The sequence below is a fragment of the Embleya sp. NPDC055664 genome, assembly GCF_053618075.1.
Genome location: NZ_JBSHGZ010000021.1, coordinates 122365 through 146370 on the forward strand (window position 1 = coordinate 122365; position 24006 = coordinate 146370).

General features: G+C 70.3%; 22 protein-coding genes. 18 read left to right on the forward strand and 4 right to left on the reverse strand.

The genetic code is table 11. From position 1 onward, the window contains the following. Positions 1-7: 7 nt before the first annotated feature. Complete coding sequence (locus ACWGR4_RS29170; RefSeq protein ID WP_452130229.1) at positions 8-2161, reverse strand: NACHT domain-containing protein; 2154 nt, start codon at positions 2159-2161, stop codon at positions 8-10. Continuing rightward, positions 2154-2462, reverse strand: coding sequence for a hypothetical protein (locus tag ACWGR4_RS29175; protein ID WP_452130228.1), 309 nt, complete (start codon positions 2460-2462; stop codon positions 2154-2156). The genes ACWGR4_RS29170 and ACWGR4_RS29175 overlap by 8 nt, the downstream gene beginning before the upstream one ends. A gap of 198 nt (positions 2463-2660) precedes the next feature. Between ACWGR4_RS29175 and ACWGR4_RS29180 the strand changes: the two genes are divergently transcribed. Together ACWGR4_RS29180 and ACWGR4_RS29185 are read left to right on the forward strand one after the other, a co-directional pair. Next, positions 2661-4226, forward strand: a complete 1566-nt coding sequence (locus tag ACWGR4_RS29180) for an ISL3 family transposase (protein WP_452134268.1) — start codon at positions 2661-2663, stop codon at positions 4224-4226. Between the two features lie 84 nt (positions 4227-4310). Continuing rightward, the gene (locus ACWGR4_RS29185) at positions 4311-4823 is read left to right on the forward strand and encodes a hypothetical protein (protein WP_452130227.1); all 513 of its coding nucleotides are present in this window, start codon (positions 4311-4313) and stop codon (positions 4821-4823) included. A 427-nt stretch (positions 4824-5250) separates the two neighbouring features. On the opposite strand, the gene ACWGR4_RS29190 is transcribed toward ACWGR4_RS29185, so the two are convergent. Further along, positions 5251-5553, reverse strand: coding sequence for a hypothetical protein (locus ACWGR4_RS29190; protein ID WP_452130226.1), 303 nt, complete (start codon positions 5551-5553; stop codon positions 5251-5253). A gap of 500 nt (positions 5554-6053) precedes the next feature. Here ACWGR4_RS29190 and ACWGR4_RS29195 point away from each other — a divergent pair, with 500 nt between their 5' ends. The 10 genes from ACWGR4_RS29195 (at position 6054) to ACWGR4_RS29240 (ending at position 16424) form a co-directional block, all read left to right on the forward strand. After that, positions 6054-7406, forward strand: coding sequence for a glycosyltransferase (locus tag ACWGR4_RS29195; RefSeq protein WP_452130225.1), 1353 nt, complete (start codon positions 6054-6056; stop codon positions 7404-7406). Positions 7407-7475: 69 nt separating this feature from the next. After that, positions 7476-8264 (forward strand): PIG-L deacetylase family protein, encoded by a 789-nt coding sequence (locus ACWGR4_RS29200; protein ID WP_380013931.1) that lies wholly within the window; start codon positions 7476-7478, stop codon positions 8262-8264. Positions 8265-8292: 28 nt separating this feature from the next. After that, entirely contained in the window at positions 8293-9552 is a 1260-nt protein-coding gene (locus ACWGR4_RS29205; protein WP_452130224.1) for an MFS transporter, read from the forward strand. After that, on the forward strand, positions 9549-9899 hold the full coding sequence (locus tag ACWGR4_RS29210; protein ID WP_452130223.1) for a hypothetical protein: 351 nt from the start codon (positions 9549-9551) through the stop codon (positions 9897-9899). The genes ACWGR4_RS29205 and ACWGR4_RS29210 overlap by 4 nt, the downstream gene beginning before the upstream one ends. Before the next feature lie 438 nt (positions 9900-10337). Further along, positions 10338-11216 carry a helix-turn-helix domain-containing protein gene (locus ACWGR4_RS29215; protein ID WP_452130222.1) on the forward strand — a complete coding sequence of 293 codons (879 nt, stop codon included), beginning with the start codon at positions 10338-10340 and terminating at the stop codon, positions 11214-11216. Positions 11217-11251: 35 nt separating this feature from the next. Further along, positions 11252-11659 carry a hypothetical protein gene (locus ACWGR4_RS29220; RefSeq protein ID WP_452130221.1) on the forward strand — a complete coding sequence of 136 codons (408 nt, stop codon included), beginning with the start codon at positions 11252-11254 and terminating at the stop codon, positions 11657-11659. A gap of 1846 nt (positions 11660-13505) precedes the next feature. After that, positions 13506-14027, forward strand: coding sequence for a transposase (locus ACWGR4_RS29225; RefSeq protein WP_452130220.1), 522 nt, complete (start codon positions 13506-13508; stop codon positions 14025-14027). Positions 14028-14094: 67 nt separating this feature from the next. Then, positions 14095-14649 carry a hypothetical protein gene (locus ACWGR4_RS29230; RefSeq protein WP_452130219.1) on the forward strand — a complete coding sequence of 185 codons (555 nt, stop codon included), beginning with the start codon at positions 14095-14097 and terminating at the stop codon, positions 14647-14649. Positions 14650-14998: 349 nt separating this feature from the next. After that, positions 14999-15394, forward strand: a complete 396-nt coding sequence (locus ACWGR4_RS29235) for a MerR family transcriptional regulator (RefSeq protein WP_452130218.1) — start codon at positions 14999-15001, stop codon at positions 15392-15394. A gap of 106 nt (positions 15395-15500) precedes the next feature. Then, positions 15501-16424 (forward strand): NADP-dependent oxidoreductase, encoded by a 924-nt coding sequence (locus ACWGR4_RS29240; protein ID WP_452130217.1) that lies wholly within the window; start codon positions 15501-15503, stop codon positions 16422-16424. 661 nt (positions 16425-17085) lie between these two features. Here the strand turns inward: ACWGR4_RS29240 and ACWGR4_RS29245 are convergent. Further along, entirely contained in the window at positions 17086-17964 is an 879-nt protein-coding gene (locus tag ACWGR4_RS29245; RefSeq protein ID WP_452130216.1) for a LysR family transcriptional regulator, read from the reverse strand. A gap of 182 nt (positions 17965-18146) precedes the next feature. Between ACWGR4_RS29245 and ACWGR4_RS29250 the strand changes: the two genes are divergently transcribed. From ACWGR4_RS29250 to ACWGR4_RS29275, 6 genes are all read left to right on the forward strand, one after another. Beyond that, positions 18147-18998, forward strand: coding sequence for an SDR family NAD(P)-dependent oxidoreductase (locus ACWGR4_RS29250; RefSeq protein ID WP_452130215.1), 852 nt, complete (start codon positions 18147-18149; stop codon positions 18996-18998). A gap of 136 nt (positions 18999-19134) precedes the next feature. Then, positions 19135-20079 (forward strand): NADP-dependent oxidoreductase, encoded by a 945-nt coding sequence (locus tag ACWGR4_RS29255; protein ID WP_452130214.1) that lies wholly within the window; start codon positions 19135-19137, stop codon positions 20077-20079. A gap of 138 nt (positions 20080-20217) precedes the next feature. Then, a complete protein-coding gene (locus tag ACWGR4_RS29260) occupies positions 20218-21033 on the forward strand; it encodes an ArsR/SmtB family transcription factor (RefSeq protein ID WP_452130213.1) in 816 nt (271 codons plus the stop codon). 300 nt (positions 21034-21333) lie between these two features. Then, on the forward strand, positions 21334-21837 hold the full coding sequence (locus ACWGR4_RS29265; protein ID WP_452130212.1) for a hypothetical protein: 504 nt from the start codon (positions 21334-21336) through the stop codon (positions 21835-21837). A gap of 50 nt (positions 21838-21887) precedes the next feature. Next, on the forward strand, positions 21888-22697 hold the full coding sequence (locus ACWGR4_RS29270; RefSeq protein ID WP_452130211.1) for an SDR family NAD(P)-dependent oxidoreductase: 810 nt from the start codon (positions 21888-21890) through the stop codon (positions 22695-22697). Between the two features lie 5 nt (positions 22698-22702). Further along, positions 22703-23497, forward strand: coding sequence for an SDR family NAD(P)-dependent oxidoreductase (locus ACWGR4_RS29275; RefSeq protein ID WP_452130210.1), 795 nt, complete (start codon positions 22703-22705; stop codon positions 23495-23497). The last annotated feature ends 509 nt before the right edge of the window (positions 23498-24006 follow it).

A 24006-nucleotide genomic window follows, 5' to 3' on the forward strand; every position in this document is an offset into this window, starting at 1 on the left:
CCGCGACCTACCGAAGAATTGGGCTGGTGTCGGAAGTGGCGTAGTGATGCAAGGAGGTCGGGGTCTGGTTTCGAGTGGCGAGGTGGAGTCGCGCGGCGGTGTGGCGGGTGGCGGGGGCCCGCCGCAGGGCGTATCCGGAAGTCTGGTACCAGACCTGATACCGGGGGGCGTCCAGCCATGCGGGTGGTTGGTCGAGGGTGGGCAGTGCCCGAGACCTCAGCGCCTCGATGAGGCTCGAGTTGTAGGTTCTTTCTCTTCTCGCCGCTTCGGTGAGCAGTCGGATGAGAAGGCGGGTGGTGTCGGGGGCCAGGCTTGTGAGGGTGGGGAGGTGGCGGATCTCGCCGACGGCGCTCAGGGCGAGGAGGGAAGTGGTCGGCAGCCGGAGGTGGGGTTGCCAGGTGGGGGTGGCGTCGCGGAGTCGGGTGACGGCGGCGGCGAATTTGTTGGGGATCATGCCGACGAGGAGGAGGAGTGTTTCCCTCCAGGCGGGGTCGTGGGCATGTGTGGCGAACAGGTCGAGGAGTTCGGATACTTCGAGGTCGCGGTTGGTGAGTCGTTCGTTGATGTCGTCGGCGGCGAGGTATTCGAGGAAGGCGCGGTGGACGAAGCCGTAGAGGCCGGCGCCGAAGCTGGAGAGGATGAAGTTGCGGTGTTGGAATTGGCTGAGGATCGCGCGGGCGGCCGTGCGAGCGCGGTCGTGGGGGTATTTGAGTTCGTCGGTGAAGTAGGCGGTGAGTTCTTCGATCAGGTCTTTGGCGGCGAGGTGGTTGCCGGCGAGTCCGGCGGGGCCGTCCTGCATGCGGCGGGCGACGCGGTGGAGCATGGCGAGTTTGTCGTCGGGTTCGGGGCGGGGTAGTCCGCTGTTCTCGGTGTGTCCGAGGTGTTTGTTGACGTCCCAGTGTTCGATCAGGACGGTGACGGCGTGTCGGTAGACCGTTCGTCGGTCTCGGGGCAGTTCTCGTCGACGGGCGATGATGGCCAGGATGGTCAGGAGCATCGGATTGCCGGCGAGTTCGGCGACGGCCTTGGAGTCGGCGATGGCGTCCAAGAGTCGGGCGCGCATCCGTGTGCCCGCCTGGGGGTCGCCCTTGCAGCTGCGGTCGTACCAGGCGGTGGCAAACGCTTCGATCTGGGCGGGTTCGAGGTCCTGGAGCATGTGGGTGGTGAACCCGGCGGCGTCGAGCGCGGCTCGGCGGTAGCCGATGACGCGAGAGGTGACGATCGTACGGACGCCTCGATACAGGGAGGCGAATCCCTCGATGCGGGCGACGACGTCGGCTCTGGTGTCGGGGTCGAAGATCTCGTCGAGACCGTCGAAGACGACCAGTGCCCGTCCGCCGTCGTCGAGGAAGGCTTTGAGTCGGGTCTTGGGCAGGCCCAGGTTGTGTTCGCGCCCGAGCTCGTCGATCAGGTCGAGGAAGCCGCGGCCGCGCCACATCGGGTCGGCGTAGGAGCGCAGTTCGACCAGGAGCGGCAGCCGGCCCTCCCAATCGGCGGGCACGGTGGTGGTGTCGGTGTGGGGTTCGAGTTCGGCCGTGGCCAGGGCGAGCATCGCGAAGCGGGCGAGGGTGGACTTGCCGGCTCCGGGGCCGCCGAGGATCACAGCTCGGTCCGTGCGGGCGAGCGCGTCCAGGACCGGGTGCGCGGGGCGGTCGCGGTAGGCCGGGCGGGCCTGTTCCAGGCGTTCGCGGTCCAGGCGGTCCGGCAGAGCGGGTATGTGTTCGCCGTCGGCGAGGCGCCGCAGCACCTCGCGGGGGAGGTCGAGGAGTTCGAAGGGAGGGGGGTTCTCCCGCACGTTCTGGGGGACGAACACTTCGCGCAGGAGCATCTCCGGGTGCTCGTCCTGCGCGTCGAGGGGGGTGAGGATCTCCAGATCCACCCGCCGGTACCGGTCGCACACGCGATGCAGGTACTCCCGCCGCTCCCGTGCGAAAGCCGCGTCCTGCGACTCGCTGGCACCGGTGTCGTCCCCGGCCGCGGCCTGAGAGACCAGGACGGTGTGCGCGGTGACGTTGTGCTGGTCACCACCGACGTTGGTCCCGCCGATGTTCTGCTGAAGGCTCCCCGCGGCGGTGTTGCCGTGCGCCTCCTGGACGATCTCGGATCGCCGCGCGGGACGCCGGCCGAACAGGCGCCGAAGGCCCTTGCGCGGCTCACCCATCCTGGCGCTGCTCGAAGTCGCCCGTGATCGCGTTCCGGTGCGCCTGCTGCTCGGCGGGTCCCGCGGACGTCTGGGTGAACGAACCGCCGACCGTGTTGTCCTCGGCCGACTGGCGCCTGGTCCCCGCGGCCGGCACCGGAAGGCACCACTGCACCCCGACACCCACCACGAGCAACACGACCGCGGAGACCCACCAGGCCGTCGACCGGTGATCGGTGAGGAACCCGGTGGCCACGTTCACCACGACCGCGACCACCACCGTCCCCGCGGCACCCACGAAACGCTGCACGACCGGACTCATCCACTACCCCCCGGGCAAAACCGACACCCCCAACACGAAGCATGTCGCGGTGTCGGCGTACTCGTCGAAGTGGCTCTGGCAAGATTTTCGTAGCCGGAGATCATCCCGAGATGATGGTCGGCGCGGTCGTCGGCGGGAAACCTCTGACTGTGTTCTATCGAACTGTCGCAATTGATACCGAACTTGGCCGACGTGCTGGTGACCTCGACTGATCTCACGGGTCCCGTGATCGGGATCCGGGCCCGTACGAACTCCCTTGCTGCAATGGCCTGTACGGGGTGTGGTGTGCCGAGCGAGTGGAGTCACAGCCGCTACGTGCGGCACCTCGCGGACGCTGGGGTCGGGGGTCGGCCCGTGCGGATCGACCTGAGTGTGCGCCGTTTGTACTGCGAGAATCCGGCCTGCCCGAAGGTGACCTTCGCCGAGCAGGTGCCGGGGTTGACCGTGCGCTATCAACGGCGCACTCCGCTGTTGCAGCGTGTGGTCGAGGAGGTCGGCGTCCTCCTGGCGGGCCGCGGCGGGGCCCGGACGCTGCGGGTCGTCGATGTCGCACTCTCGCGGAGCACCGTGCTCGCCCAGTTGATGCGCATACCGCTGCCCCCGCTCGTCACTCCCCGAGTACTGGGGGTGGACGACTTCGCGCTGTACGGCGACACCTACGGCACCCTCCTGGTGGACGCCACGACCCGCCTTCCGCTCACGCTCTGGGAAGGCCGGGACGCCGAGCAGCTCGGCCGATGGCTGCGTGAACACCCCGGCGTCGAGGTCGCCTGCCGCGACGGCTCTCTCGCCTATCGGCAGGGCATCGCCGCGGGCGCCCCCGACGCCCTCCAGGTCAGCGACCGTTTTCACCTCTGGCAGGGCCTGTCCCGGCGCGTGAAGGACGTCGCCTCCGCCCACCGCGACTGCCTGCCCGCCGCGCTGCCCGAACCTCAGGACACCACCCCCGAGCGCGACGGGGCGGCAACGGCGGACACGCGCGCCGATCGCCACGCACGGCGGCTGTTCGAAGCCGTGCACGCGGCCACCCACACCGATCGCTCCCACAGCAGCGTGGCCCGCGAACTCGGCCTGGACCACCGCACGGTCCGCAACTACGCTCGCGCCCGCACCTGGCAGGAGGTCGTGCGCCGACCGCCCCGCCGACCGTCCACGTTGGACCCCTACCTCGACTACCTGCAACAACGCTGGGACGAAGGCGAGCACAGCGCCACCGTCCTTCACCAGGAGCTCTCGACCAAGGGCTACTCGGGCCACTACCAGCGCGTGAAGATGGCTGTCGCGCCGCTGCGGCGCGACCTGCCCCTGGACGAGCCGCGCGAACGACCGCCGTCCCCACGCGAGGTCGCACGCTGGATCGTCACCGCTCCCCACAAGCACACTCCGCAGACCGCCGAGCGCCTGCACCGGCTCCTCGAACACTGTCCGGAACTCCACCGCACCCACGGCCTGGTACGGCGGTTCTCCGCCATGCTCGACTCCCACGACGCCGCACCGCTACCCGACTGGCTCGACGGGCTCACCAACAGCGGACCGGCGCCTCTCGTCGGGGTCGCAGCAGCCCTGCGCGAGGACCGGAACGCCGTCGTCCAGGGGATCACCACCCGCTATAACTCCGGCGTCAACGAAGGTCGCATCACCGACGTGAAACTCCAGAAACGCATCATGGCCGGACGCGCCGGCGTCCCCCTCCTCCGCCACCGCGTCGTCCTCATCGCCCACCTACGCCGCCGATATCCGGAGGGTGCGGCTCGTTTCGAGTGAAGCTTGCGATCAAGGGGTGGTAGGCGCTCTTGGATCGCCAGAAAATCCGGCGCGGGTGGCGTGAACTGCGGTTACTGTGCTGCCGTGATTCTGACTGACGCCGAGATAGGTGACTTGCTCGCCTCCGCCGGGCTCCGACTCGTCGAACGAGTCCGACAGGAGGTCCGACTGCCGCTACCGAAGTACGCGTCGCCTGCGAGCGCCGGGCCTGAGCACGGACGCTTCGACTCCGACCCGGAAGAGGTCGCCGACCTGGACGCTTCGGACTTCGCCGACAAGGTCAACACGGGCTGGCATCGAATGGCCGCGGAGTTCGGGCTCCTCGACGAGAAGCGCGAGTTTCTGCTCGCGCTCGGCCGAGCCCGCCTCGGGGACGATTCGGACCATGAGCCGTACGAGGTGTGGTTCCGTTTCCAACTGCTCGACGAGTGGGACCTGGTGAGAAGTGAGGTGGACTTGCTGCGGAGCGGCTTCGCGACCCTCTTCACTGATCGTTTCGTTCCGGAGTTCACGGTGGCGTCCCTGGACGGTCAGATGATGATGAGCACCACCATCTGGGGCAACGGCACGCTCAGCACCATCGCCATCCGCCCGTAACCGGCGCTCCCGCACGGAAGTTCGCGCTCACTGGATGATCAGTGTCGGTCCTCGAAACGAACCGCACCCACATCCGGATCGGCAGACCACCGTCTCGGGATGATCTCCGGCTACGAAAATCTTGCCAGAGCCAGATAGACCAGTACGCCGACTCGAGGTGTCCGCCGGAGCCGGTGGACCCGGATGGCGAGCGGTGCGGGCGGGCGGTACATCCGACCGGGCGCCTTCACGGGGAACGGGTGCCGACGTTCGGAAGGTCGTCGTCCGCCCCGCATGGTTGGCGCGTTCTGGGTCGTGGGCAGGGCCGGCATGGCGCCCGGCCGGGTGCGCCGTGCGGCTTCGTCGGCGTGCCGAGCCCTTGGCCGCTCCGGGGCTCACGTGATCGGTTTCGCTCGTTCCGTGCTGCGGCGCTCGTGATGGCCGGGGGTCACAGACGCTCCAGGAAAAGCGACATGAGCAGTGACTCGACCGTGCAGACGAAGGTGCGAGCGGTGGTGATGTCGCCTTGGGAGGCGTGTTCGAGTTTTAGGCCGTGGTTGCTGATCCTGGTCGTCATTGCCATGAGGGCGTCGATCTGGGCGCGGACGAGTTCGGGTCCGGGTGACCGGTGGGACGCGAAGACGGCGTCCACCAGGCTGCGCGGCGGAACTCTCCGTGTCAGAGGCCGGGTGAACAGCGCGAACTCTCGGTCGAGATCGGGTTCGTGGTCTGCTGCCCGCCCGATGGCCACGAGCAGCGCGGTCTCGGTGACTCGGAAGCGGTCTCGTCTGCCGATGCGTCGTCGAACATGCGTGGGCCCTCGTTCCCCCGTCGTCCGTACTCGCGTCGTCGGCGCGAACGTTGGCGACGGTATGCACGAGGGGGTACATCCCGGAGGCGCCCATCTCGGCGCGGCGAGGGTGGGACCGGTCAGGGACGGCGGACTCAGGCACCCGGGACAACGGGGGGCCGATGGTGAAGCGCAGGCGCCGGGATCGGGTCCGGTGCCGGATCCGGGACCTCGACCGGGACCGGATGGCCGCGAGCCGGGTCGCACCCCGGCCCGCCGCCGCCCCCGTCCACGCACAGCAAGGCAACACGATGAACCACACCGGATGCCCGCACGGGCCACCCCGTCCCCGCTTCGGCGCCCGCGCCAGGGATACCGTCACTCCGGAGAACCGCCCGAACCCGGACCCCCACCCCAACCCCAACCCGGACCCGAGCCGGCGCCGTGTTCGATACCCGCCCATGCCGCCCCCCGGGCCGACCGCTCCGCTCCCGGAGGTGCTGCTGCCGGCGACGCCCCTGTCCCGGCTCGAACACCTCGTCGGGGCACGCCGGTTGGCCGAGGTGCGCGACGCGCTGCGTGCGGCCCGGACGCGCCTCGCCGGCCGCGAGGTCTGGCACGTCAGCGACAATCCGACGCGCGGCGGCGTCGCCGAACTCCTGCGCACCACCCTGCCCCACCTGCGTGGCGAGGGTATCGATACCCGATGGGCCACGATCGAGGGCAGCAGGGAGTTCCGCGCCTTCACCAAGGCGCTCTACTACCGGTTGTGCGGGGTGGCCGCCCGCGACCACGAGGACGTGCCGGACCCGGAAAGCGGACGGGACCTGTACGAGCAGGTGAGTCGCGCCGCCGCGCGGCGACTGCTCGGCGTCGTGCGTCGGAGCAGCGTGGTCGTCCTGCACGATCACCAGACGGCCGGCCTGATCCCGTACCTGCGCGAGGCCGGGTGCGTCGTCTTGTGGCAATGCCACATCGGCACCCCTCTCGACGCCGAACGGGCGGGTCCCGCATGGGACTTCCTGCGTCGATACCTGTCCGCCGCACACGGCTTCATCGCGTCCTACGACGGAGCGTTGTCCGCAGGGCCACCCGATGTGCCGATTCGTATCCTGACGCCCTCCATCAATCCGCTGGCACCGAAGAACCTCCTCCTGCGGCCCGCCGCAGAGGCGTCGCGGGTGATGGCCCGGATCGACCGGGACACCGGATCGTTGCCGGTGGGTACCCCGCTGGTGACGCAGGTGAGTCGATGGGACCGGGTGAAGGACATTCCGGGCGTGATCGAGGCGTTCACCGACCACGTCGATCCGGGGTTCGGCGCGCACCTGCTCCTCGTGGGGCCCCGGGCGGCCGGCGATCCGCAGGCCGAACGGGTACTCGCGGAGTGCCGCGAAGCCCGCGAGCGTCGCCCGAACCAGCGGGATCGGGTGCATCTGGTGCAGATCCCCACCGACCAGCCCACCGAGCACGCGCTGACGATCAACGCCATCCAGAGGTGCTCGACCGTGGTGATCCAGAAGAGTCTCGCGGAGGGATTCGGGTTGACCGTGTCGGAGGCCGCCTGGAAGGGGCGGCCCGTCATCGCCTCACCGGTGGGCGGCATCCGGCAGCAGATCGAACACGGCCGGTCCGGGCTGCTGTTGGCGCACGCACGTGATCTGTCCGGGCTCGGCGCCGCGGTCGGGCGATTGCTCGCCGACCCGAGGTACGCCCGGGAACTGGGCGAGAACGGACGACGACACGTGCGCGGGCGCTTCCTCACCGACAGCGGCGTGCTGGGGCTCGCCCGGATTCTCTCCGATGTCGCGTAGGAGACGGCCGGAGACGGCTGGACGCGGCAGCGGCCCCGTCCACCACGACACCAAGGAGAACCGATCACCATGCGCATTCTCGCCCTCGGCGCCCATCCCGACGACGTCGAACTTTTGTGCGCGGGCACCCTCGCGTACTACCGGGCACGAGGCGCCCACGTGGACATCGCCATCCTGACCAACGGCGCGCCCACCGCGCGAGTCGCCCCTCCCGTTGCCACGATCGGCGTCCGCGCGCGCGAGGCTCGCGAAGCCGCGTCGGTACTGGGAGTCGATCCGATCCTCCTCGGCCTCCCCGACGGCTTCCTCTACGACACCCCCGAGACCCGACTGCTCGTCGTGGACCTGCTCCGCCGTACCCGCCCCGACCTGGTCTTCGCACACCACCCCGACGACTACCACCCCGACCACCGGGCCGCGAGCGCCCTCGCGGGCGCCGCGCGGCTGCTGGCCCGCGAACCGGGCATCGAAACCGACCACCCCGCGCTCGGCGCGGTGCCGGGGATGTTCCACATGGACACCCTGACCGGCGCGAACGCGGGTACACCGGACCTGTGGGTGGACATCACCGACACGATGCCGACGAAGGAGGCCATGCTGGCGCGCCACGAGAGCCAGAACGATCGCCGCCGCCGGCGCGCCGGCCGGGACTTCGTGGATCTCGCCCGGCGGCAGTCCACCGTGCGCGGCGCCGAGGTGGGCGTCGCCCACGCGGAGGCGTTCACGGGCGCCCGGGCCCATCCGCCGACGACCCCCACCGCCCTCGAACTGCCGTGGATCGCCCGTGCCGCGCCAGAGGTGGGCAACGCGTCCGAGTCCCTCGACACGACGCGCGAACACCGCCGAGCCGGGGCATGAGACCCGGGACGGGAAGGAACGGAACCGCATGCGTATCCGAGCCGACGCGGCGCCCGCCACCCGGCCCGAAGGGCCCCGACGCGGCGCCGAGCAGCGCCGATCGCGCGTCGGCCGTCGCGGGTTGTACACCGTGTTCTTCCTCAACGGATCGATCCTCGCCAGTTGGGCGCCGCGCATTCCGCAGGTCAAGGCCGACCTCCACCTGTCGGATGGGCAACTGGGCATCGCCCTGCTCGGCGTCGCGCTCGGTTCGGTTCCGGCGATGCCGGCGGCCGGCATCTTGGTGGACCGATTCGGCAGCCGGATCGTCACCCGCGCCGCACTGCCGGTGTACGCGTCGGCGATCGCCCTGCTCGCACCGGCAGACGGACTGCTCTCCCTGACCCTCGCCCTCGCGGTCCTGGGCGCCGCGGTGGGCACCCTGGACGTGGCCATGAACACCCACGCCGTCGACGGCGAACGCGGCTCGCGGCGCTCCGGCATCTCCTCGTTCCACGGCCTCTACAGCGCGGGCGCGCTCGCCGGCGCGCTGATCGGTACGGCCGCGGCGGCGGCCGGAGTGCGTCCGGACACCCAGTTCCTCGTCACCGCCGCCGTGGCCCTACTCGCCTCGGCGCCGGCCGCCGCGGTGCTGCGGCCGGCCGTACACGCCATCCACCGTTCGCGGACGCGGCCCCGCTCCCGGGTCGGGCCCGGATCGCGCCGGCGCCTGCTGTGGCTGAGCCTGCTCGGGCTGTCCGTGCTGCTCATCGAAGGGGTGATCACCGACTGGGGCACGGTATACCTCGCGGATTCGGTGCACGCGCGGCCCGGCGTGTCGGGCACGGGCTACGCGGCATTCGCGCTGGCCATGACGCTCGGGCGGCTCGCCGGTGACCGTGTGGCGGCGCGATTCGGCCCGGTTCGCGTCGTGCGCTTCGGCGCGCTGACGGCCGGCTCCGCCGCCGCGATCGCGATCGCGGCGCCCACCCCGTGGGTGGTGGTACCGGCGTTCGCGGCCGTCGGCCTGGGTATCGCGTCCTCGTTCCCGCTCGTGCTCGGCGGTGTCGGCCGGCAGTTCCCCGATGCGCCGGGCCCGGCGGTCGCCACCGTCTCCAGCACCGGCTACCTGGCCTTCCTCGCCGGACCGCCACTCGTCGGCTTCCTCGCCGCCCACCTCGCCCTCCGCGCGGCCCTGCTCGTGCTGCCCCTCCTCGCCCTCGCCGCCGCGTCCCTCGCCGGACTCCTGTCCCGCGAACCGAGCATCGACCCACACCCACGCCGGCCACAACCGTGTGCCAGTGCGTGACACAGATCGACAGGGCGGACCACTTCCTGGTCAACGCGCTGCTCGACGACGGACCGGCGTTCTTCGGGGTCGGCCGGGACGACACCATCGAGCTGGTCTCGATCCGGGACTCGATGGGACTGCGCGGCACCCGCAGCCGGTTGGTGGAGTTCGCGAAACGCTGCTGCGCGCGCGAGCACCGGTGCCACATCGTCGACCCGACCGCGCCGAACGTCATCGTGCTCGGCCTGCCGTGGTTGTCGATCGGCGTCGCCGAGGCCGCGCTCGACGCGTGCACCGACCATGCCCGCAAGCGCGTCGTGCCGAGCGGTTCGTCATGTGGGTGGCCGGCACGCCGAACGCGGTGAGCAGCAGCGCGGCGCGATCTGCCCCGGGTGAATCCGTATGTCATTCCCCGCACAGCCGCGTCGAAGCCGGCATTGACGTCGGTGCCGAGCGCCGCGAACGGGCCGATGGTCGGGTTGAACAGGCCGATGGTGACGTTGCTTTTGGTGCCGGTCGCCTTGGCGTCGTTGTTCTGCGGGCCGCCGGCCTTGCTCGAGGAGTTCTTGCCGCCGCAGGCCGCGACGACCAGGAGCGCCGCGGCCGCGACCGCGGCCACTCCGACGCCGGACGCGGACTGGAAAGTGGGCCGCGTGGTCCCATCACGCCTCGGACGGGGTCGTCGCGTCCCGGCCGGGAACGCATGGCGCAATCCCTTTGCGTGTTGTGCAAAGCGGTTCATCGTGGGGGTGTGCGGGTGCTATCACTGGGAGTTCCCGCACCGGCAGGCGAGGAGGTCGTCCGTGGCCGGCGTCAGGCAACAGCGGCAGCGCCCGGGTTCGGGCATGCGGGTACGGCAGGCTCGGTTGGCCCGGGCATGGACGCCGGCCGAACTCGGTCGGCGTGCCGGGTACTCCGCCGCGCAGGTCTCGCGGTACGAACGCGGTCTCGCGCCGTTGACGGACGTCACGGTCATCCGGCGGTTCGCCCACGCGCTGGAGTTGTCGGTCGAGGACTTCGGGCTCGCGCCGACGCCGCCGTTACCGGGAGCGCGTCCGGCCGCGCATGGACCGTTTCCGGGGCTGCCGGGTCCTACTGTGGTGCGCGAGGAACCACAAGAGGGCGAGAACGTGCGCAGACGACGCCTGTTGGCGAACCTGGCGGCCACCGCGTCCCTCCCCCTCGTCGGGGCCGGAGGCGCGCGGACGCCGGCGTCGGGCGATGTCCTGGTCGCGCGGGTGCGCGATGCGATGCTCGGTCTTGACGCCGCGCCGCCGACCACTACTACGGCGCGGGTGCGCGGCGCTTTGGCCGTGGCCATGGGCGACTATCACGCCGGTCGCTACGGTGCCCTCGCGGAACGTCTGCCGTGCCTGGTCGTGGCCGGCCACGCCTTGGCCGACGACAGCGCGAGCCCCGAGCACCAGGCGCTGCTGGCGGAGGTCTATGTGCTGATCAAGCTGGACGACGTCCAGTTGGGGTGGATGGCCGCCGACCGCGCCCGCGCCACCGCCCACGCCGGGAACAGTCCACTCGTCGCCGCGGAGGCCGCCCGGAACCTGGCCGTTCTCGCCCGCAAGGCCGGCTGGCACGAACAGGCCATGCGCATCGCTCTCGACGCCGCCGACCACCCCACCCTCCAGGGCCCCTCCCGCGCTTCGCCGCCGAACGCGGTTTGCTGATCCAATTAGCCGCGCGGGCCGGGGATCGGGACGGCATGCGTGAACTCACCGACGAGGCTGCCGCCATCGCCGAGCGCCTGGGCGGGGTCATGCTCCGCGACCACGGCGGCGGCTTCGGACCCGCCACCGTCGCCCTGCACCGCATCTCCGCCGAGAACGCCGCCGGCGACCCCGACGCGGCCATCACCGCCGCCCGCACCATCGCACCCGCGACCCTGCCCACGGTGGAGCGCCGCTGCCGCTACTACACCGACATCGCCACCGCCTACGCCCACTGGAGACGCCGCGACCAAAGCCTCCAAGCCCTCCTGAACGCCGAACGCTGCTCCCCCGAGGAAACCCACACCCGCCCCGCCGTCCGCGCCCTCGTCACCACCCTCCTCGTGAGCGCACGCACCACACCCGAACTCCGCGCACTCGCCACACGCTGCGCCATCACCTGACCATCGGCGAGGCGCAGGCGGACCGGTGGCCGCTCAGGTTCGTTCGGGCCGATGCCGAGGAGCCGGTGCGGAGTACGCCCCTGCCGGTGCCGGACGCGTCGAGCCGATCGCAACCTCTCGGCTCGGTGGGCGAGATCGACGCTGGTTCGTCCGAGTGAACGCACCCTTCGACTCGGACCGGGCACGGGCACGCCGCCCGAACACCATGCGTGCGGTGATCGCCGCCCGCCCCGAGTCGGCGCGAGCCCGCCGCTCGGTCTTGGAGCGAATCCGAGCCTCCGTTGGCAATGGATCTCCCGACCTGCCCGCAGGAACCGAGCCGCTGTTCCGAGTTGTCAAGCTCGCGCCCCGCCTTTCTCCGGAAGTTGCTCTTTCATCTCACGGGCCCGAGTGACCTCGGGCACCGCTCCGCAGGGTGGTGCCCACGCCGCCAGGCGCCAGGACGCGGGCGATCCGCAGGAGCGCCGAGTGGGTATCCGGTGCGAAGGCCGCCCTCTGTGTTGCCACGGCCGCCTTCCTTCGCTCACACGAGCGGAACCCAACCGAGGAAGATGTGGCCGGCGGCCCCGTAGCGCAGAACGTCCTGAGGGCCGGTGGTGGAAGTCGGCTCGCACGCGGTGGAGACCCCCAGCAGCAGCCCGCCCGTCACGCGACACGCTTTGACGGCGTCCAAGCTCGCCGACGACGACCATTGCCCGTCCGGGCCGGCGTCGACGTGGACGGTGGAGCCGGTCAGTCGGGCGAGGGGCGGGGCCCTGGTCGGCCACCCACTTGTCGACGATCAGTTCGCGGCCCATGGGGCGCAGCCCTCGGGCCCGCCAGTGCCGTTCGGTGTTCACGCTCCAGCCGTTGCCGCCGTCCCGATCCAAGTGCACCGCCTCCAGGTGCGGACAGACGATGAACCTGTTCGCGCTCCTGACCGGCCGGCCGCCGTTCACCGGCCCCACCGGCTTCGCGATCATGCAACGCAAAACTCAGCGAAGACGCCCCGCACCTGGACATCTCCTGGACCGGCCGGGAACCGATCGTGCCCTGACCGTCCTCGTGTCGTCCGTGCCGATTCCGCAACAACCTCGTGGGTGGGCGGTGCCTCACACGGCGCCCTGATCGTCCGGTTACGTCTTATTTTCGAATCCGGCTGGCACGTACTTGGTGTGTCGTCGGCGGTGGTGTCCCTCGCCGACACCCAGCCCTGGGCCAAGCGCCCCCGAAGTCTCCCCCGCCGTCCCCCTGTCACCCATCTGCGCCCCGCGCGCCCTGGCGTGTGTACGCCGATCGAGGCGCACTGGAGCCAGTGTCCCTCCGCTCGGATCCTGGGAGGTGGCCGTGCCCGCGCTCCCTGCCGGTTCGCCATCTCCGGCCGCTCGTCGGGTGGCACGAGGCTTACGACAACGCTGGAGCGCGACCGGTCCTGGACGGCCGGTTTGTTCCGGCCGTTCGCCAGAGCGGCCCCCGGGTCTCGTGTCGTGCTGGTCGTCGACCAGTTGTCGGCGTACCGAGAAAAGTGGCTCTGGCAAGATTTTCGTAGCCGGAGATCATCCCGAGATGATGGTCTGCCCAGTCGTCGGCGGGAATCCTCTGACTGTGTTCTATCGAACTGTCGCAATTGATACCGAACTTGGCCGACGTGCTGGTGACCTCGACTGATCTCACGGGTCCCGTGATCGGGATCCAGGCCCGTACGAACTCCCTTGCGGCGGCGGCTTGTACGGGGTGTGGTGCGCCGAGCGAGTGGAGTCGCAGCCGCTACGTGCGTCACCTCGCAGACGCTGCGGTCGGGGGTCGGCCCGTGCGGATCGACCTGAGTGTGCGCCGTTTGTAGTGCGAGAATCCGGCCTGCCCGAAGGTGACCTTCGCCGAGCAGATGCCGGGGTTGACCGAGCGCTGTCAACAGCGCACTCCGCTGTTGCAGCGTGTGGTCGAGGAGGTCGGCGTCCTCCTGGCGGGCCGCGGCGGGGCCCGGATGCTGCGGGTCGTCGACGTCGCGCTCTCGCGGAGCACCGTCCTTTCCCAACTTATGCGCATGCCGCTGCCCCCGCTCGTCACACCACACGTGCTGGGGGTGGACGACTTCGCGCTGTACGGCGACACCTACGGCACCCTCCTGGTGGACGCCACGACCCGCCTCCCGCTCTCTCTGTGGGAGGGCCGGGACGCCGAGCAGCTCGGCCGATGGCTGCGTGAACACCCCGGCGTCGAGGTCGCCTGCCGCGACGGCTCTCTCGCCTATCGGCAGGGCATCGCCGCGGGCGCCCCCGATGCCCTCCAGGTCAGCGACCGTTTCCACCTCTGGCAGGGCCTGTCCCGGCGCGTGAAGGACATCGCCTCCGCCCACCGCGCTGCCCGAACCCGAGGACACCACCCCTGAGCGCGACGGGGCGGCAACAACGGCGGACACACGCGCCGATCGCCACGCACGGCGGCTGTTCGAAGCCGTGCACGCGGCCATCGACACCGGTCGCTCCCACAGCAGCGTGGCCCGCGAACTCGGCCTGGACCGCCGCACGGTCCGCAAGTACGCTCGCGCCCGCACCTGGCAGGAGGTCGTGCGCCGACCGCCCCGCCGCCCGTCCACACTGGATCCGTACCTCGACTACCTGCAACAACGCTGGGACGAAGGCGAGCACAGCGCCACCGTCCTTCACCAGGAGCTCTCGACCAAGGGCTACTCGGGCCACTACCAGCGCGTGAAGATGGCGGTCGCGCCGCTGCGGCGCGGCCTGCCCCTGGACGAGCCGCGCGAACGACCGCCGTCTCCGCGCGAGGTCGCGCGCTGGATCGTCACCGCGCCCCACCGGCACACCCCGCAGACCGCCGAGCGACTGCACCGGCTCCTCGAGCACTGCCCGGAACTCCACCGCACCCACGACCTGATCCGCCGGTTCGCGGCCATGCTCGACAACCACGACGCCACACCACTACCGGACTGGCTCGACTGCCACCTCTCGTCGGGATCGCGACAGCCCTGCGCGAGGACCGGGACGCGCTGATCCAGGGGATCACCACCCCCTACAACTCCGGCGTCGACGAAGGCCGCATCACCGACGTGAAACTCCAGAAACGCATCATGGCGGGATGCGCCGGCGTCCCCCTTCTCCGCCAACGCGTCGTTCTCATCGCCCACTTACGCCGCCGATACCAGGATCGGCCGATCACGAGCTCGGACTGATCTCCGGCTACGAAAATCTTGCCAGAGCCAGAAAAGTGCTCAGGCGTGTACAGACGAACGTGCTCAGTCGTGGGACCGGGAGGACAACCCTGCGGCCGTGGGGGTGTCCGCGAGCGTCCATGACTCGACGGCGGTATGAACCTGGAGCACGCGGGCGTAGGCTCTCAGGGATGCGTATAGGCGAGTTGTCCAAGCGCACGGGCGTGAGTCCGCGCTCACTGCGGTACTACGAAGAGCAGGGCCTGCTGACCAGCTCACGCTCCGACGCGGGGCAGCGTCACTATTCCGATGCTGCGGTCCAGCGCGTGTCACTCATCCGACAGCTGTTCGACGCGGGTATGTCCAGCAGGGTGATCGCGACTGTGCTGCCGTGTGTGGACGTCCCGGGTGACCTGGGCGTCGCCGAGGAGACGTTCACGGCGATGATGCGCGAGCGCGACCGGATCGACGCCGACATCGCGCACCTGATCGAAACCCGGGATGCACTCGACGTGCTGATCAGGGCCAACAGCCGACACCGGGCGGAGCTGTCCACGGGCCCGGAACCGGTGGCGCAGTCGGCCTGATGATGTGATCTGCATCTCAGTCGGTTGCCCCTCACGTCAATGTCAGAGGTGAGGATGGTGACAACGCCCGGAATCACCGGGTCGGTGGTACGAGAGGCGGCGGAAGATGGGCCAGGCGTGGGGTTTCGGCAGGTATGGCGGGCCCGAGGTGCAGGAGTTCTTCGATCGTCCCGATCCCGTCCCCGGTCGCGGCGAGGTGCTGATCCGGGTCGATGTCGCCGGCGTGAATCCCCTCGACCACCTTCTGCGCTCGGGTCTGGTCGACGGGCTCGACGGCGGGCGTCCGTTTCCCCGTGTGCTGGGCATGGAGGCAGCCGGAATCGTTCTCGCCCGGGGCGAGGACGTCGACGGGCTCGAGGTGGGTGACGCGGTCTTCGGCTTCGCACTCACCGGTGGCGGCACCTACGCCGAGACGACGGTGCTGTCCGCGCCGAACACCGCGCGCATCCCGGAGGGTCTGTCCACGACCGTGGCGGCAACGCTGCCAGTAGCCGGGACGACCGCGATGGACGTGCTCGACCAGCTCGGCCTCCCGGCCGGTGCCACGGTCCTGGTCAACGGAGTCGGGGGCGGGGTCGGCCTTGCCGTCGCCCGGCTGGCTATCGGGCGCGAGCTGCGTGTGATCGGCACCGGGAGTACCGCCAAACGCGAGCACGCCGAGGCCATCGGGGTGCGGTTCATCGACTACACCGCCGAGGACGTCGCCGCCGCGGCACGCGAGCTGGTTCCGGACGGCTTCGACGGGATCGTCGACCTGGCCGGAGGCACCTCGCTGCGGACGGTCGCTCCGCTGGCCCAGGATCCCCGCAACGTCATCGCTGTGGGTGATATGTCTGTGCCCGATCTCGGTGGGCGTTTCGTCGAGCGTCGCGTCGACCGCGAGAACCTGGAGCGGTCGGCCCGGCTGGCCCTCGACGGGCTCCTCGCACCCGTAATCACCGCGGTCCATCCGCTCTCCGATGCCCCGGCCGCCCTCGCCACCGTCGAGAACGGTCACACCTCGGGCAAGGTTGTCATCAAGGTGGCATGAGAAGTGCCCGGCCGTCCGAAGCTGTCGACCGTCCATTGCGGACTGACGGAACCCGTGGTCAGCGCATCATCAACTGAGCACGTTCGTCGGCTCTGTCGCTGATCTTGGATGCTGTTGGCGATCTTCTGTGGGTCAGTGATTCCGGGGGATCGCGAGCTCGTCGCAGAGTCGTTGGAAACGGCTGGGAGCTCTGGGTGTTCGGGTGGGCATCGTGCCTGGTGGCAGGCATCCGCTGAGCCGGGCGATGTTGGTGCCAGCGGCGGCGAGAACGTGTTGGACATGGGTCTTGGCAATGCCGCGGGTAGCCACAGCCAGCGCAGGTCCGGCACTGCTGGTGCGGCTGCCGGTCCGAACCGGGCAAGTCGCCTTGCGGTGGCATCGGGGCCGCACCAGGTGCGGGTGCGCCGCTTGCTCGGCGAGTTCGGTGACGAGGGTCGGCAGCGATTCGGGGACGCCCTGGTCCCGGCAGTCTGCGTCGGCCCGGCGAACGTCGACGACCGCGACGGCGCCGAGGTCCCGGCAGCAGCTACCGGCCCCGCATCGAGACCGGCGCCCGCATCCTGGGCTTCGCCCGTCACCCCCGACAGGGCGTGACGGGCTGTGCTGATCCGCCACACCCGCCGAGGCCCCAGGTCCTGACGTGGGTCGGGAGCAGCGTCCCTCAGGTCGTCTCGGCGGCGAACCCACGGACCAGCTCCGTCTCGTGGCTGCGTGCCCAGAACAGCCGCCAGTCGAGTTCGGGGGCGGCGGTGAGCGGCAGGTAGGCGATGTCGGGCCGGGCGTAGTAGCGGCGGATGTGCGCGCCGAACGGCATGACGTAGCCACCGGATGTGACCAGTGCGATCAGTTCCTGGAGTGTGGCGGCGCCGGAGCCGCGTTCGATCGCCCGGCCGGCCGGCGTGTTGCGCGGCAGCCGGGCGTCCACCCAGGCGTCGGGGTAGCTGGTCGTCATGGTGGGGACGCGTTGGTCGGCGAGGTCCTCGAGGGAGGCGGTACCGCGCCTGGCGAGCGGGTGGTCGACGGCGACGGCGAGGACCTGCGGTTCGCGCAGCACCGTCGGGCCGGTCACGAGATCGGGCTCGGTGACGGGCATACAGGTGGTCATGACGTCGACCTCGCCGGCACGCAGCGGAGCGAACCCGGCGGCGAAGTGCACCTCGCGCAGCCGGATGTCGGCGCCGGGGTTGGCCGTGCGGTACGCCGCGGCGCGGGCGGCGAGCCGGTCGGCGAGGCCGGCGCCCATGAACCCGGCGTTGAGTACGCCCGTGACGCCGCGGGCGCGTTCCCTGGCGCGTTCGACGATGGCGGTCATCTCGCGGTACGCGGGCGCGAGTTCGTCGTGGAAGCGCTGCCCGAGCGGGGTGAGCCGCACCGAACGGCTGGTGCGCTCGAAGAGCGGTGCGCCGATGTGCCGTTCGGTTTTGCGCACGGTCTGGCTGACGTTCGCCTGCGAGACCAGCAGGCGGGTTGCGGTGCGGCCGAAGTGCAGTTCCTCGGCGAGCGTCAGGAAGCACTCGATCTCGTGCCGATCCAAGGCCATGCCCCACCCCCTCGCGTGCCGGTCGTCCGGAATGCCCGGCGGTGTCGCCGGAGTTCCGGATGTGCGATCGATCAGTCGGACGAATCGATTATTGCCGATCCCGATCTTGTCGGACGTGGGCAGCCCGCCGACGATTGCGGAGCGCCGTGTCACCTGGACCGGCGCACCACCCAGGGAGCTTCATGAACGCCAAGACGGCTGTGGTCACCGGCGGGAACCAGGGCCTCGGGTTCGCGCTGGTGCGCGGGCTGTGCCGGGAGTTGCCGCCGGGCAGCACGGTGTACCTGTGCGCCCGCGACGCGCGGCGCGGAGCGGACGCGGTCGCCGTGCTGCGCGCCGAGGGGCTGGCACCCGAACTCGCCGAGGTGGACGTGCGCGACGACGGGTCGGTCGCGGCCCTTGCGGAGCAGGTCCGGAGTCGGCACGGGGCGGTCGACGTCGTCGTCGGAAACGCTGCGGCAAGGATCTCACCGGACGCATCGAACGCGGCGCAGGTGCGGGCGTTCGTCGACACCAACAACCATGGCACGGTACGCCTGATCGAGGCGTTCACGCCGCTGCTCGCGGATGGTGCGCGCTTCGTCGTGGTCGCGAGTTCGTTCGGGCGGCTGCGCAACCTGCCCCAGCCGCTGCGGCCGCTGTTCGACACCGACGCGGGCCTGTCCCTCGTGGATCTCGAGCATGCGATGGACGGCTATGTCGACGCCGTGGAACAGGACCGGGCCGCCGAAAGCGGCTGGCCCGACTGGATCAACGTGCCCTCGAAGGTCGGTCAGGTCGCGGCGGTGCGGATCCTGGCCCGCGACCTCGGCGAGGCCGCGGTTCGGCGGGACATCTTGGTGAACGCGGCGTGCCCGGGCCTGGTCGACACCGACGCGTCGCGGCCGTGGTTCGACGCCGCGAGCATGGCCGACGCACTGAGCCCCGACGACGCCGCACGGGACGTGCTGTGGCTCGCCACGTTGTCGGCGGGAACCACCGCGCCGCACGGCGAGCTTGTCCAGTACCGCAAGGTTCTGCCCTTCCGTTCGTGATTCCCGTTCGCGGACCGGTCGCCGGCCGCCCGGGCGGCGGCGCCACACGGGCGAACGCGTCCAGGAAGAACCAGGGCCGTCCGCACGACGGCGGCCCCGCACACGACCCAGTCAGCCATACGTCCGAGGAGACACCGTGTCCACCGTCATGCGCGCCGTTGTCCAGAGCCGGTTCGGCGGACCGGAAGTGCTCGAACCCGTCGAGTGGGAGAGGCCGGTGCCGGGCCCCGGCGAAGTACTGGTGAAGGTCGCCGCAGCGGGGGTGAATCCGCTGGACTGGAAGGTCCGGGAAGGCGTGCATCCGATGTACGGCGAGCCGCCGTTCGTGCTCGGCGTGGATGTGTCCGGCACGGTCGCGGAAATCGGGCCCGGCGTGGGCCGGTTCGCGATCGGCGACGAGGTGTTCGGGATGCCGCGCATGCCGGAGTCCGGGCAGGCGTACGCCGAGTACACCGCCGCTCCGGCCGCCGGGTTGGCCCGCAAGCCGGCCTCGCTCGACCACGTCCAGGCGGCGGCGCTGGCGTCGTCCGCGCTGACCGCTTGGCAGGCGCTGGTCCGCATCGGGGGTGTGACCGAGGGGCAGCGGGTGCTGGTGCACGCGGCCTCGGGTGGGGTCGGGCATCTGGCGGTGCAGATCGCGAAGGCCCGCGGTGCGTACGTGCTGGGCACCGCACGCGCCGAAAAGCACGAATTCCTGCGCGGCGTAGGCCTGGACGAAGCGGTCGACTACACGGAAGTGGACTTCGCCGAGGCGGTCAAGGACGTCGACATCGCCTTCGACCTGGTCGGCGGCGAGTACGGGGCGCGTTCGCTGGCCACCCTCCGCCCCGGGGGCCTCCTGGTGTCCGCCTTCCTCGCCGACCCGGGCACTTCGGGGGCCGAGGCCGCCGCGCGCGGCCTGCGGTTCCACACGGTCGGTGTCGCCCCTTCGGGCTCCGACCTGGAGGAGATCACCGCGCTGGTGGAAGCGGGGCACCTCGCGGTGCACGTGGCCGCGGTGTTCCCGCTGGCCGAGGCCGCGGCGGCGCACCGACTGGTCGAGACGAACCGGGTGACCGGCAAGGTCGTGCTCACGCCCTGAACCGGCTCGGCCCGGCACGCCGCCGCCCGTGTGCAGGTGCTTGTTCAAGCAGTGACTTAAGCGGCGATATCTCACAATCCATCCGCGCGGCGCGAGATGCTGCTTGAATAGGCAGGCAAATACCTGCATGATGGATTCATGACCGCGCAACAGGACGCCTTCGACCCGGTGTTCAAGGCACTGGCCGACCCGACCCGGCGGCTGTTCCTCGACCGGCTCCGCCGGCGGAACGGCCAGCCTCTCTCCGAGCTGTGCAGCGCCCTGGGGATGGCGCGTCAGTCGGCGACCCAGCACCTCGACCTGCTGGTGCAGGCGAACCTGGTCGTCGTCGTGCGGCGGGGGCGGGAGCGCCTGCACTACCTCAACCCCGCCCCGATCCACGAGATCGGCGAGCGCTGGATCGCGGCGTACGACGTGCCCCGGCTGACCGCCCTGGGCGCCATCCGAGACCGAGCAGAGGAGCATGCCGTGACCGAGACCACCCTGACCGACACCGCCGTGACCGGGGCTGCGACGACCGTCCCGACCTACGTCTACATCACGTACATCAAGGCGACCGCCGAGCAGGTGTGGCAGGCACTCACCGACGCCGACGTGACCGCGCAGTACTGGCACCATGCCAACGTGTCCGACTGGCGGGTCGGTTCGCCGTGGGAGCACCGTCGGGTCGACGGCTCCGGTTTCGTCGACGTCGTCGGCACCGTTCTCGAGGTGGACGCGCCGACCCGTCTGACGGTCACCTTCGAGGTCTCCCCGGACGAGCAGCGGGCCAACGGGCCGTCGGTGGTCACATTCCTGATCGAGCCGCACGCCGACATCGTCCGGCTGACCGTGACCCACGAGAACCTGCCCGACGCGGAACTGCACACCCGTATGTCGAACGGCTGGCCGGCGGTGATCGCCAACCTCAAGTCGCTGCTGGAAACCGGCACGGTCGTGTCGACAGCGCTCTGAACGACCCCGGCGGCCACGGCGCCGTCGGCCACTCGCCCCCATGCCGGGTGGACACTTGGCCGCGACCTTTGGAGCAAGACGATACACACAAGCACGCCGCCCGAGGCGCCGGACCGGGGCAAGACCAATCTCGCGTTGGCCGCGCTGTTCCTGGGGATGTCCGTGATGGGCAGCGGGGAACTGCTCGTGGTCGGTCTGCTGAACCGGATCTCCACCGACTTTCGGGTCACCGTTCCCGCGGCGTACTGGTGACCGCCTATGCGTTGGGCCCGGCCATCGGCGGGCCGCTGTTCGACCGCATTGGCCATCAAGCCGAACAAGCAGGCGATCCCGACCGGCACGCTCGCGTGCGTCGTCCTGCTCACTGTCATCCCGCTGCTGATCACGGCTTCGCCGTGTTCGTCGTGGTGCGCGTCGTCGTCGGCGCGCTTCACAGCCTGTTCGTCGCCGTCGGGTTCGTGCCGGCGATGCGATCGTGCCCCCGGAGCGCAGGGGGCGGGCGATCTCGGTGGTTGTCTCCGGGGCGTTCGTGTCGACCGCTTCGGGGGTGCCGCCGGGCACACTGGTCGGCCAGGCGCTGGGCCTGCGCGGTGCGTTCACGGTGATCGCGCCTCCGCCGCCAATCTCGGCATCGCGCTGGGCTCGTACGCGGGCGGCCTGGCGATCGGCACCTCCACCGCCTCGTCCGCGGTCATCACCGGACTCGTCGTCGCGCTGATCGCAAACCCGATCGCCTGGGCTACCGGCTTCCTCAAGCCCCCGGCCGACGCGGAAACGACAGACCCCGCAGCGGCGACGGCGTGACCACCTGCCCGCACAACCACCCGCACACATCGATCAACCGGAGAACACAGATGAACCGCTTGCTGCTTGAGAACAAGAACGCCGTGGTCTACGGCGGAGGGGGCGCCATCGGAGGCGCCATTGCCCGGGTCTTCGCGCGGGAAGGGGCGCGCGTCTTCATCGCAGGGCGGACGCAGGCGAAGCTCGACGCCGTGGCGGGCCACATCGCCGCCGCGGGCGGCACGGTCGAGACCGCGCTCGTCGACGTCCTTGACCAGGAGGCGGTCGAGAAGCACGCCGACGCGGTCGCCGCGGCGGCTGGCGGCATCGACATTGCCGTCAACGCCGTGAGTGTCATGCACGACCAGGGGACGCTGCTGGCCGACCTGTCGATCGAGGAGTTCATGCGGCCGATCGACGGCTTCCTGCGGGCCCTGTTCATCACCAGCAAAGCCGTGGCACGGCACATGGGCGGCGAGCGCCCCGGCGTCATCCTGACGCTGTCGGAGCCGGGCTCCAAGCTGGCACTCGGTGGGATCCTGGGGCACAGCGTGACCGCGGCCGGCAAGGAGGCGTTCTCGCGGGTCCTGGCCGCGGAGCTGGCACCGGACAACGTCCGGGTGATCGCCATCCGGCCGCATGCCGTCGCGGACGCACCGGCAGCGGGGTCCTACACCGAGGACCTGTTCCAGCCGTCCGCGGAAGCCGCCGGGCTGACCGTCCAGGAATTCCTGGACGGCGGCCTCGCGCAGGGCACGCTCCTCAAGCGGCTTCCGACGCTCTCCCAGATCGCGGAGACCGCCGCGTTCCTGGCATCAGACCGTGCGGGGGCCATGACCGGCACGGTCGTCAACCTCTCCGCCGGCGCACTCGTCGACTGAGCCTTGTGCTGCTCGCCAACCGACATCGCCCTCCGACCCTCCCAACGACGCATCATCACTTCGCCAAGGAGAACAGCATGCCGAGTATCACCGACAAGACCCTCCTGGTGACCGGCGCCAACCGTGGCATCGGCGCCGGATTGGTCGACGAGGCGCTGCGCCGCGGTGCCCGCCTCCTCTACGCCGGCACGCGTATCGAGTCGTTCACCCATCATGATGCGAGGGTCGTTCCGCTCGCGCTCGACGTGACCGACCCGCGGCAGATCGCCGCCGCGGCCGCCGCAGTCGAGCTTCTGGACGTGCTGGTCAACAACGCCGGCATATCCGAGTTCGACGACCTGACCGACCCGGCCGTCCTGGAACGGCACCTGGCCGTCAACCTGTTCGGCACGAACCGCGTGACGCAGGCGTTCCTCCCGCACCTGATCCGGTCGGGCGGAGCGCTGGTGAACAACATCTCACTCGCGGCCGTTGCGCCGCTGCCGATGGTCCCGGCGTACTCGGCGTCGAAAGCGGCGGCGTTCTCGTTGACGCAGGCACTGCGCATGCTGCTGGCCAGGCAGGGCGTGAGCGTGCACGCGGTGCTGACCGGGCCGACCGACACGGAAATGAACCGCGACTTCGACATCCCCAAGGCGACCGTCGAGTCTGTGGCACGCGCGGTGTTCGACGCCGTGGAGAAGGGCGAGGAGGACATCTTCCCCGACCCGGTCTCCAACATGGCCGCAGGCAACTGGGACGTGAGCCCGGCGAAGGCGCTGGAACGCGAATTCGCGGCGATGGCAGCGGACGCGTCTTGACCGGCGCATCGACTGCATAGCCTTACGCAGTCGAGGTGGATCCAACGCTGCGTCAAGATCGACATCCGTCCGACGGCCCGACGCGGCGCGGCGGGTGTGCTGGGGCCGGCATCCGGGGTCCTGCTCGCAGTGCGTCATCCCTGGGGCATCGATCCGTCGTCGGGCGCCGAGCGTGTGCGTGATCTTCCCGGCACATTGCTCGACGGAAGGTTTCATGGTGCCACCGGTCCCTATTCGCTACTCAAGAGATCCCTGTACTCGCGAATTCCGAGATCGCGCGATTCCGGGCCGACACTCCCGGCTGTGCCAACGTCGCCCGCCTGAACAACGCCGGCGCCGCGCTGCCGCCGCGCCCGGTGACCGACGCGGTGCGCTTCGAGGCCGAGACCGGCGGCTACGAGGAGCCGCCGCGCGCGCCGCCGACATCGAGCACACATACGACGCGATCGCCCGCCTGATCGGCGCCGGGTCCGATGAGATCGCGGTCGTCGAGAACGCCACCCGGGCCT